The sequence below is a fragment of the Aquiflexum balticum DSM 16537 genome, assembly GCF_900176595.1.
Classification (GTDB): Bacteria; Bacteroidota; Bacteroidia; order Cytophagales; family Cyclobacteriaceae; genus Aquiflexum; species Aquiflexum balticum.
In genome coordinates this window covers 3,877,901-3,889,849 of sequence record NZ_LT838813.1, presented here as the reverse complement: position 1 = coordinate 3,889,849, position 11,949 = coordinate 3,877,901, and the positions used below count along the sequence as shown (strand labels likewise).

Here is an 11,949-nt window from a genome sequence, read left to right as displayed (position 1 = left end):
TATTTAATCTCGGGAAAAATTCTTTTTGTCTTTTTGATTTTTTATATTCCACATAAATTTGACCATGTAATACATTTTTATTTGTTGATTAATTCAGAATGTCAATTAAAAAGTCGACTTTTCTTTTTGCTGCCAGCTTATTATTTGTAATCAGCGGAGTCAGTGCAATCCTGGCATTGGATTCCTTGTTATTGCCTTTCAATTATACTAAAATAACATTAGAACCTCCCGTTGCAGATTTCACTTTTGAGGGCGGGGATTTCTGTGGCAGTTCTCCCGTCAAATTCACCAACTTATCTTCCGGAGATAGCCTCACCTTTGAATGGCAATTTGGGGATGGTAGAAATTCAACTTTGGAAAACCCCGAGCATATTTTTGACGAAGCAGTTGGAAATGGAGAAGAAACATTTAATGTGACGCTGACGGTCACTGATTCCTTGGGAGAAATTGATTCTGTGACGAAACCAATCATAGTCAAGCAAATTCCTTCTATTGACGTAGCCAGTGACAGAAATAATACAAGTTTCGACGACCTTCCCTATTTTATTGTCTGTGACAATGATGCACTTTCTGAATTTACATTTTATAACAACTCCAGTACCAAAGAAACCAACGTTTCTTATGTGGTAGATTGGGGGGATGGTGCAGATCCTTTTGAAGGTGACGATTGGGATGAATTGACACATTCTTATGAGATTGGAGTCTATTACCTAAACTACACCGTAACCGGAGAGAATGGATGTACTATAAATAGAAGAATAGGAGTATTTATCGGTTCCAATCCAGCAGTGGGTTTCGGTAACCCGGGTAATACAAATATTTGTTCCGGTGAAGCACTTACTTTTCCAATTACAGGAACAGAAAACAACCCCATCGGAACCACCTATACCGTTACTTTTTCAGACGGAACACCGCCGCAGGTTTTTTCGCATCCCCCTCCTCCATTTGTAAGTCATATTTTTGATACTACTTCTTGTGGACAATTTGGGGCACCTGGATTTAGAAATTCTTTTTCTGCTACCATCTTGGCTGAAAATCCCTGCTCCAAATCATCAGCACAGGTAGTTCCCATTTATGTGTCTGAAAAACCCGTACCCATTATAGGACTTGCAGATTCTGTTTATTGTGAAAACACATTTTTCGATATCACCAATCAAACACTTTATGGCAACGAGGTAAGCAATAATGGTCAATGTACAACTACGGGGAGGTTTGTCTGGGAAATAAGTCCGGAAAGTGGATGGGAACTCAGTCCGGGGAATACCTTAGGTCTGATGAATAATCCGGAAATCCCCAATTCCTGGATAAATGGTTCCCCTACCATCACACCAAGATTTACGGAACCAGGCGTATACACTATCAAACTCATCTCCGGTAATCGCTGCGGCATTGAGGAAACCGAAGAAACAATCTGTATAATTCCAGAACCGGTTTCATCATTTGAACTGGATAAAATTGAGGGGTGTGGACCTATTCAAGTGAAGACCACCAACACCTCCAATATACTCGGAACCTGTGCGGATGGAGGGGATTTCTTTCGTTGGTCTGTAGATTTTCTGGGTGGTGAATGTAATCTTGGATCAGATTGGAATTTTGAAGAAGGAAGTAGCTTTAATTCCATCAATCCAACTTTTAATTTCAATAACCCCGGAGAATATCTTATAACCCAACAGTTGATTACTTCCTGTGGCGTTTTTTCTTCCAGTCAAGTGGTCTCCATAGCCGCACCTCCAACAGTTTCTTTAAATACTATACCAAATGCATGTGGGTCTGTGATTTTGTCTCCTTCAGCGGGCATCTCCTTATGTGGCGAAGATGAAGCTGAATATAAATGGACTTTCCTGGGTGGAATTCCTGCAACATCCAATACTTTAGATCCGGGAATAATAGAATTCAGTACACTTGGTACAAAGACAGTGACTCTGGAAGTCACCAATTCATGTGGTACAACTACCGTATCCACAAGCTTCAATGTCAACCCTATTCCTGAAATAGATTTGGGACCGGATAGGGAAATATGCAAGGGAGAAAGCATTATACTGGAAACAGAAATACTACCCGAAGGCAATTATTCCTACAATTGGAGCAGTAATCCCCAAAGCAATATTCAGGATTCGGATACTCCTAATCCGACAGTGAAGCCCGAGCAAACGACTGTGTATTCTGTCCTAGCCACCAATACCCAAACCGGTTGTATCACAGAAAGTCAGGTAACAGTAACAGTAATCCCCGCTCCGACAGTATCATTCTCAATACCGGATCAAACCATCTGCTCAGGTGAAACAACTGAAGCTGTATTACTAAGTTCTGATCTTGCTGAAGCAGTGATTGAATGGACATCCCAAAGTAATGGTGCTGTGGGTGTATTATCTGATGGAATCAATGAAATCCCGGCCCAACAGATTAACAACTTTACAAATGTCCCTATTCAGGTTATTTTTCTCGCCAAAATAGCATCAGAAAATTTAGGGAGTTGTGAAGAAGTAGTAGCTACCTATACCGTCACTGTAAATCCTGAGCCTGTATATCAGGATGAAACCATTGAAATCTGCAGCTCGCAGAAACTTGATTTTACTCCTCAAAATTTTGTAGCTGGCAGTACCTTTATCTGGACAGTCAGTGCAGGCGCAAATGTTTCCGGAGCTGAACCATCAAATGAACCGGCAGCATCTATTCAGCTGGAATTGGTGAATTCCAGCAATATTACTGAGAATGTGGTTTATACAGTGACACCTTTTTTTGGTGATTGCCCGGGAAGTCCCTTTACCTTGACGGTTGTGGTACAGCCATCTCCGTCAATAAATTTCTCTATTGAAGACCAAATCCTGTGTACGGGAACTCAAAGTCAGGTGGTTTCTATCGGCAGTGATGTCCCGGATGCTGTTTTTTCCTGGACTTCAATTCCCAATGGCGTGCTAGGTGTAGCGCCTTCCGGAACCAATTCAATACCTGCACAAAACCTCATTAATTCCACCTCTGAACCCCTTGATGTGGAATTCCTGGTGGTTGCATCAACGGGAGGACAAACCAACTGTGAGGGTGTTTCAAAAATTTACACCATTACAGTCAATCCTTCCATCAGTATCAATGATGAGGTAAGTGATTACTCAGGCTTTGGTATCAGTTGTTTTGGAGCCAATGATGGTAAAATCACCTTAAACCCTCAAGGCGGAAATGGGAATCTGAAAATTTCGTGGACTGGCCCCAATGGATTTACGGCCAACACTGAAAGCATTGAGAACCTTTTACCAGGAAATTACAATTTGTTGATTGAGGACGATTTTGGTTGCAGCCTGACAGAATCTTATATCATTACCGAACCAAACCAATTGTTGGTAGACCTGATCAGCAAAAGGGATGTTTTCTGTAAAGGAGATGCTTCAGGAGCTATTGAGGTTAGTGTAGTGGGAGGAATTACAGATCAGGAATATCAATTTAATTGGACGAAAGATGGACTTCCCTTTGCAGCTACCGGAACTATTCTTGAAAATATCCCTGCGGGATTTTATCAATTGACGGTTATTGATGGCAATGATTGCTCAGTTTCCACAGGGCCTATCAATATCCTAGAACCCGACCAAAGATTGGAAATAGAAATTGAAAAAGGCGACATTTCCTGCTATGAAGTCAATGACGGATTTATGAGACTAAATGTATCCGGTGGAGTTGCACCATATATTATTTCATGGAATTTCGGATCTAATTTGACCGAATTTGAAAATGTGGGTCCGGGAGAATATTCGGTTACTGTTTCAGATCAGGCAGGCTGTATCCTCAATCGGTCCGTGAGTATTATAGATGCACCTTTATTCAAAGTAAATGCAGAAGTTCAGCAGATCAACTGTTTTGGCGAGAAAAACGGACAGATCAAACTCAATATTGAAGGTGACTTGGAAGGTGTCAGTATCCGTTGGGATCAAGGGGGAGAATTGGAAAATCTTTTTAACCTTGATGCCGGGACTTATGGCGTAACTGTTTCCAAATTCGGTACCTGTGACATAAGAAGAGAGTTTACTATTATTCAACCTGACCCTCTATTGGTAGAAAGCACCGTAATTGATGCCCTCGATTGTGAAAATCCTGAAAGTGGAAGTATAATAGTAAATCCTGCCGGTGGTAATCCTCCCTTTGTTTATAAATGGAGTAATGGAAGCACCGAAAAAGACCTCATAAATATCCCCTCAGGAACATATACCGTAGAAATTGAAGATTCCAAAGGCTGTTTAACAGAAAAAATATTTACAGTCAAAAGACCCGTCCCGATTTCGGTGGAAACCATTAGAAATACCATTGTCAATTGTAATCCAAGGGAAATATTGGAGGAATTCACCATCTCTGTAACCGGAGGTTCAGCCCCTTATAACATTCAATGGTCGGGAGGCGAATCCAGTAACAACGGCCTTACCATGTCTACGGGTCTCTCCGGACTATATGTTTTGAATATCACCGATGGACAGGGATGTCGATATACCGAATCATTTCAAGTAGAAAATACCAATGTAATTTTAGAAGCTGATATTGAATCCCTCGCTTTTGAGCAGTACAATTCCTTCTTGGTAGGCATACCCGTCCAATTCAAAAATAATTCCATTGGAAATATCATTTCCTACTTCTGGGACTTCGGAGATGGCAGCAGCAGTACTGATGAAAACCCCACCCATACTTATCAATCCCAAGGTGAATATGAAATAACCTTACAAGCCATAGACACCTTTGGCTGTATACAGGAACTCAAGAAAAACATCCGCGTCTTGGACTATTTTCTGATCGTACCGAATGTTTTCTCTCCCAATGGTGATGGCGTCAATGACTACTTCTTTCCCAAATTCCTGAATGTAGAATCCATGGAGTTTTGGGTATTAAACAAATGGGGAGAAACCATCTTCTATACCCCTGATATCAATTCCAATGGTTGGGATGGTACTGTCATGGGCGATCCTGCTATGCCGGGAAATTATGTTTACAAACTTAAATTCAAAACTGTAGATGGAAGAACACAAACCAAAACTGACGTCTTTTTATTATTGAAATGATGGCTAAAATCACGTCCATAGCACTTTTGGCAATGCTGATTTCCTTTCAGGGATTTAGCCAGGATTTCCATTTTTCTCAGTTTTATGCTTCTCCGCTAAACCTCAATCCGGCTTTGACAGGATCTACAGAACTTACCCGAGTGGGTATCAATTACAGAAAACAATGGCCTGGTCTTTCCTATGATTTCAATGCCTATTCTGCTTATTTCGACCATTACAGTTATGACCTGAACAGTGGATTCGGGATTATGGTCAATAGTTTCCAGGAAGCCAATATGCAGATCAATACATCGGATATTTCTTTTCTATATTCCTATAACCTACAGGTGGCTGAATCCTGGAACTTTAGGTTTGGCGGACAAGGGGCTTGGGTAAGGAGAAGTGCAAAGTTGGACAACCTCCTCTTTGGAGATCAGGTAGATTTGTTCAATAGAACTGTCAATCAGACCAGTATAGATCAGATTCCCGATTTTGAACCGAACGGCTATCTGGATTTTTCTTTTGGTGCTTTGGTCAACAATGATATGATGTGGCTTGGTGCTTCAGCGCACCATATCAATCAACCCAATCTGAGTTTTTTTCCTGACAATGAGGCCGGGGTCCTGCCCATGAAATGGAGTGTACACGGCGGAGTGAATTTCCCTTTGGGAGCGAGTGATTACTTCGGTTCCAATTTTGATAATCAGGTCTCCATTTTGGCAAACTACAAACAACAAGGACCCTTTCAGCAATTGGATATGGCTGTTCAGGCATTGTATGGCAATGTCATAGGCGGGCTTGGCTATAGGGGAATCCCCGGTCTCAGGAATACGCCCAATCAGGATTCGATCATCCTGATGCTCGGAGTCAACCTGGAAAACGGATTGGTGATAGGCTACAGCTACGACTTTATGATTTCCAATATCGGCTATCAGACCCGAGGTGCCCATGAGGTTTCTATCCGCTACCAATTCCTCTTGGGAGACCCCCGAAGCCGAAACCAAAAAAGCAGGGTAATGCGGTGCTTTAAGTATATGATGTAAGCAGGGGGATTTAAGATTGGAGACACAAGACTTAAGACCTAAGAAACTGAGAAAATCCCATCTATGACTACTTTCCTTTTTGTCTTGTTTCTTGTCTCTTGTTTCTTGTCTCTAACCTATCGCTTCTACTCCACCACCAACTTTTCCTTTCCAACTACTAACTGAATAATCGCAGCCAAAAGCATTAAGAAAAGGCAACCGATGACATTGTACCAAAGGAAACCTATATTGATGGTAATTCCCAGAAGTGATCCCCCGCCATTTTTCCAATGGATCAGAAAAATCAAAATCTGTGTAAGTATTGCGGCTATAAAGACAGCTTTCCCTTTTACCCATTTCATGTAAAAGGCCACACAAAATATCCCGAGTAAGGTTCCATAAAACAGGGAACCGAGTAAATTGACCGCCTGAATCAGGTTTTCAAACAAGGTAGCATAGGTGGCAAAGAGGATGGCAAAGATTCCCCAAAAGGCCGTGAACCATTTTGAAGATAGCAGGTAATGGTACTGACTCGCATGCTTGGAGAGAGACCTTTTGTAAATATCTATGGTAGTAGTTGTACCCAAAGCATTCAGTTCAGAAGCAGTAGAAGACATCGCCGCACTGAATATCACAGCAAACAATAAACCGACTATGCCTGTTGGCAAATAATCCATCACAAAGCGCATAAAAACATAATCCGTATCCCTTGTTTCGGCGAGAGGATCGTTCTTCACAATCAGGTCTTTGACTTCATTACGGATACTTTCCTGATAGTGGCTTTTTTTCTTGATTCCGTCTTTGGCCAAGGCAATAGCTGCTTCATCTTCCATTTCCACAGCAGTCAGCAGATCTTTCAAGTCTTTGCTTTTCTCCCGGAATACCTCTGTATATTCATTTTCCAAAAATTTGTAATCTTCCCTAAAAGCACTTTGTTCCAATTGTTCCGTCTGTACTTTATTGAAAACCACAGGGGGCTGGAAATACTGGTAAAAGACAAAAACCATAACCCCGATAAATAGAATAACAAACTGCATGGGCACTTTCAGCAATCCATTCATCATGAGACCCATCCTGCTTTGGGTCAATGTACTGCCTGCAAGATAGCGCTGTACCTGTGATTGATCTGTTCCGAAATAGGAAAGAAAAAGAAACAGCGCGGCAGTCATTCCAGACCAGAAGTTATACCTGTCTGAAAGGTTGAATTCAAAATTGACCACATTCAACCGCTCCATCTTACCGGCTACATGCAACGCATCAGTAAACTTGATAGGTAACATCTGAATCACCAGAATCCCTGCCAGAATCATCCCTCCCATCATCACTGCCATCTGTTGCTTTTGAGTGATGGATACTGCCCTCGTGCCTCCTGAGACTGTATAAATAATCACCAAAACTCCAATAAAAATATTGGTAAAAGTAAGGTTCCATCCCAATAAGGTAGATAGAATAATGGCTGGGGCATAGATGGTAATTCCCGCTGCCAAGCCCCTTTGGACCAAAAAAAGCAGAGCCGCTAATGTCCTGGTCTTCAGATCAAATCGGTTTTCCAGAAATTCATAGGCGGTATACACCTTTAGTTTATAGTACATGGGTAAAAAAGTGACCGAAAGAATTATCATGGCCAAAGGCAATCCAAAATAAAACTGGATAAAACGCATTCCATCCTCATAAGCTTGTCCTGGAGTACTCAAAAAAGTAATGGCAGAAGCCTGTGTAGCCATAATGGACAGTCCAATGGTCCACCAATTCATGTTTCCCGTCCCCCGGATATAGCTATCCATATCCTTTTGACCATAGGTCTTATATACGCCATAGCCAACAATGGCCAAAAGCGTCCCGAACATGATTATCCAATCTATACCACTCATGAGTAGCTTTCAGTTAGCCAATAAAAAAATACAATCAACAATCCTAAGATGAGCATCAATCCTATATACCAGTTTTTCCAATTAATTTGATCCTTCACCTGACTGTTCAATTAAGTTGACAAATATTTTTATGGCTCCCGGTACACCTGCCGGCAATTGGCGGAACCAGGAAAGACCAGTGTAGGTATAAGTCCCTTTTCCGAAGGTAGTAAAAATCATGGAACCTTGATTGGGTTCTTCTCCAGGGTCATTCATGGTCAAAGGCGTGGAATAATTCTTATCTATATCACTCGTAAAATATAATCCCCGCTCCTGAACCCATCCTTCAAAATCACTTGGTAGGATTTTATTGGGCATATTCATCAGGGGATGGGAATAATCTGCTTTTACGGGGGAATTCTCGACTGCCACTCTAAATCTGGAAATGGAAAAGGGATAAGGTCCCAATTCTCTGGTCAGCAATGGAGAACTGGTATTATATTGTACAATAAGATTCCCACCTTCTTTTACATAGCCCATCAATTGGTCTACATGATCTGCCAAAGCCTGATTGACATTAAATGCCCTAATGCCTACGATGATGGTTTGATAGGACATAAGCCTTTCTTTTTTGAAATCACTGTCTTCAAGAAAATTAACTTCATATCCCAAATTCCTCAACACATCCGGGACATCATCTCCTGCGCCAGTGATATAGCCTATTCTCTGCTTACTGAGATTGAGGTCCATTTGGATCAATCTCAAAGTTGTAGTGGTAAAATAAGTGAGATTAGGTATATGTTTGTAGATTATCCTCTTGGTATCCTGATTGAATTTCAGTCCTTCCTCAGTCTTGAAAGAAACAAGAACATCTTTTAACTCCTTATCCGAATCCAAAAATTCCACAGTATAAATAAGCCTTTTCCTTCTTTCTTCCTTATCCACGGAGAAAATTCGGTATTGATCAAGCGTCAAACCATCTATCACCAATTCCCCTTCAAGGATCTTATTGTAAAATGTAACTTCAACTTTCAGTATTTTATCAGCACCGTCTACCAGAAACAGGTTGTTTTTATCCAGTTTGACATTGACTTCAGGGACCAATGTAAACGGCTGCTTTATTTCTCCGTCCACCTGGTCGTTGTACTTGTATTCTAAAGGTAAATTCATTTTAATGATTTCACCTGAAATCAACAAATTCAATGTTCCTTCAATACTGGGATCGTTTACGGGTTTACCAATTAACTGGAGATCCTGAATATTAAAAAGACTGCCATCAAGCGGGTCTTTCAACCAAAATGGCTGAGAAACAGGATAGTCCCTTGGGATCTGAATTTCGAAAGACTGCGATACCGGAACATTGTTTTTAGCCTCACTTCCTATATTGAATTGAAACAATTTTCCTTCAAAAGATTCAACTTTTAATGCAATGTCAGAAGGATTATTGAATACCAAATCAGTCTTTATTTTTTCTCCTGGAAATCCGAGCTCCTTTTTTACGATGAATTCAGCTTTTACTCCCATTACCTCCAGAATTAATTCATCCAGAAAAATTTTCTTTTCAAGAAACCAGAGTTCTTCACTCTTTTCTTTGTCCAAAAGGGATTTGATTTCAAGCAGTTTGATTGCGTTTTTCTCCGGAGAAATAAAATCAAAATCTGAAAGTGCAGCATCTATTGCCTTAACGATGCTTTCACTATTTGTCAGTTGATTCCACCTATTGCTGATATCCTCAAAAGGATTGTTTTTGAAGGTATTTCCGCTTATCAATTCTATAAAATCATTTCCCTGACCAATCTGAGATGTGGAACCAAAACCCTGCGATTTGTGCATGGTACGGCTGTCAGCTGCTATTTGGGAATATGTCGTTCCCAAAAGGGGATTGTAATCTCCTACAGAAAAATTATAATAGGTTTTGCCTTCTTCAGGTTCATATTGGCCTCCCCAATTGTATGCATTCCAAAAAATCCTCTTTGCTTGCCATGGCTGAGTATATTTAAGTTGTTCCGGAAATACTGATGGATCTGCGGCCTTGTTGAAAGTCTCTACAGAAAGCAAAGCAGAACTCGTGTGATGACCATGAGTGGTTCCCGGTATGGTATTAAACCTATTGATGATGATATCAGGTTGAAATTTCCGGACCATCCAAACCACATCTGCCAATAATTTTTCTTTGTCCCAATTATTAAAAGTCTCACTCGGATTTTTGCTATATCCAAAATCCAGGGCCCTGGTAAAATACTGCCTCCCACCGTCTGTTTCCCTTGCCTTTAGCAATTCATTGGTCCTGATCAAACCTAATTCAATTCCCAATTCCTTTCCCAATAGGTTCTGCCCGCCGTCACCTCTTGTAAGGGAAAGATAGGCGACTTCTGCATGTTCTGCATTTGCCAAGTAGGCAATAAGCCTGGTATTTTCATCATCGGGATGAGCAGCAACAAATAATACCCTCTTGGTATCTTTAAATCTTAAAAGTTTATGATAAAGTACTGAAGAAGGTTGTGTTTGTGAAAAGAGGGGAATGATAATTACAAAAGATAGACAAAACAAAAGCCATTTAGGGTTTTTCATATTTTTTTGAAATTTGAGCAAAAGGTAATTGAAGCTTTGAACAATAAAAACTCTTTTTTATATAAGAGGGTTTGGTTTTAGTTAAATTAACTTAACCCACTGGCATTGGTTAATATCATCAATTTAACTTGACGGGTTTTAGGTTATTATAATTATTTATTGGGTTAAAGGTAATCAGCATAATGAAATCCAGAAAGCATGACTTTACAGAGTAAATCAATATTTGTTTTTATCATTAAAAATAGAATAACCCAAAGTCCATTCAAAAAAGTCAGCTTTGAACCCATGGGCTTTAAGGGTCACTCCAGCAAAGAAATGATTATCAAAGCGATACCTTGCTCCTATTCTTTTATAAAACCATTTAATCTCTTCATTATGAACATTTCGGTGAAGATAGGTCCCGAATGCGATTGGAACGTAAATATTTTTTGTAAGTACCCATTCCCAAGAACCTACTAAAGCAACCGATATTTGGTCTCCTATGGAAACTGATTTTGATGGATACCTGATAGCAGTACCTGAGGAATAAAACAAATCCATTCCTAATCCCATTCGGTATTTATAATTCCATTGTCTTAAATAGTTTACTCCAACAACAGATTTCAGATATACATTTTCACCTTTTTGATAGTTTTTACCTCCTGCCGAAACCCAAATGTTAATTTGGCCATTCGGAACAAATTTTGGTGTTTCTTTATATTCAGAAAAACCTAAATCCGATTGATTGAGGTTAAATTTAGCTCCAATCGAAAAAGGAATAAAATTCAAACCTGCATTGGGCTTCTTCAATGAACCATTTGAAAAATGCTTGAACCCAATGGCACTTTCCAGACTCAAATCCTGAAATAATTGATATCGCATATTAAATGAAACATGAACATATCCGTTTTGGTAAGAACCAATAAATTGATTGATAGGATTATACTCAGGATCATAAGGTTTGAAATTAAACGAAACCCCCATTGCTGCCAGGTAACTAAAAGTAAGTTTATTATTTTGAAATGATTTGGGAAAAGGAATATCTGCAAAAAGGTATACGGCATTAGGCTTTCCTATATAAGGGTTCTTGAATGTAGCAGTATAAAAACCAAATCCAAAAGTCGGATAACGATATACCATATTATAGACTTTTGGTTGAATTTTTCTAAATCCCAATCTCATATCCAAGGCTTTATATTTGAGATCATCTTTAATAACATCTGACCAATCAGTGCCCCTGGGAATCATCGGCCCTGCCTCAAAAAGAATACTGAATTGTTTTTGGTATTTTCTGGGTTTGGGAATTGAATCCAATGGCTGTATAGCCGATACTTTACCGAAAGGAAAAATTAAAAGAAATGCTGCTAATTTAAATAATTGATTCACAACAAAGTTTTCGGGCTAAAATAAACTGCAATATTGCTGAAAATATCTCTTTTTTCAAACAAGGAGAGTTGCTGTTACCCAAACATTTCAACAAGAAAACCAATGATTATATCAAAAAAAATGCTGACC

General features: G+C 39.8%; 5 protein-coding genes. 2 read left to right on the top strand and 3 right to left on the bottom strand.

Features of this window, described 5'->3' with window-relative positions; all coding sequences use genetic code 11:
* Nucleotides 1–98 precede the first annotated feature (98 nt).
* Nucleotides 99–5,033 carry a PKD domain-containing protein gene (locus B9A52_RS16310; protein ID WP_084121485.1) on the top strand — a complete coding sequence of 1,645 codons (4,935 nt, stop codon included), beginning with the start codon at nt 99–101 and terminating at the stop codon, nt 5,031–5,033.
* Nucleotides 5,030–6,055, top strand: coding sequence for a PorP/SprF family type IX secretion system membrane protein (locus B9A52_RS16305; RefSeq protein WP_084121484.1), 1,026 nt, complete (start codon nt 5,030–5,032; stop codon nt 6,053–6,055). Before B9A52_RS16310 ends, B9A52_RS16305 begins: the two co-directional genes overlap by 4 nt.
* Before the next feature lie 125 nt (nt 6,056–6,180).
* On the opposite strand, the gene B9A52_RS16300 is transcribed toward B9A52_RS16305, so the two are convergent.
* The 3 genes from B9A52_RS16300 to B9A52_RS16290 all read right to left on the bottom strand — a co-directional run bounded on the left by B9A52_RS16300 (nt 6,181) and on the right by B9A52_RS16290 (nt 11,820).
* Nucleotides 6,181–7,905 (bottom strand): sodium:solute symporter, encoded by a 1,725-nt coding sequence (locus B9A52_RS16300; RefSeq protein WP_084121483.1) that lies wholly within the window; start codon nt 7,903–7,905, stop codon nt 6,181–6,183.
* 81 nt (nt 7,906–7,986) lie between these two features.
* The gene (locus B9A52_RS16295) at nt 7,987–10,455 is read right to left on the bottom strand and encodes a PIG-L family deacetylase (RefSeq protein ID WP_084121482.1); all 2,469 of its coding nucleotides are present in this window, start codon (nt 10,453–10,455) and stop codon (nt 7,987–7,989) included.
* Nucleotides 10,456–10,671: 216 nt separating this feature from the next.
* Entirely contained in the window at nt 10,672–11,820 is a 1,149-nt protein-coding gene (locus B9A52_RS16290) for an acyloxyacyl hydrolase (RefSeq protein WP_084121481.1), read from the bottom strand.
* Between the last annotated feature and the right edge of the window lie 129 nt (nt 11,821–11,949).

Coding starts and splice junctions, on each gene's coding strand:
- B9A52_RS16310 (WP_084121485.1), top strand. CDS start 99: ATGTCAATTAAAAAGTCGACTTTTCTTTTTGCTGCCAGCTTATTATTT.
- B9A52_RS16305 (WP_084121484.1), top strand. CDS start 5,030: ATGATGGCTAAAATCACGTCCATAGCACTTTTGGCAATGCTGATTTCC.
- B9A52_RS16300 (WP_084121483.1), bottom strand. CDS start 7,905: ATGAGTGGTATAGATTGGATAATCATGTTCGGGACGCTTTTGGCCATT.
- B9A52_RS16295 (WP_084121482.1), bottom strand. CDS start 10,455: ATGAAAAACCCTAAATGGCTTTTGTTTTGTCTATCTTTTGTAATTATC.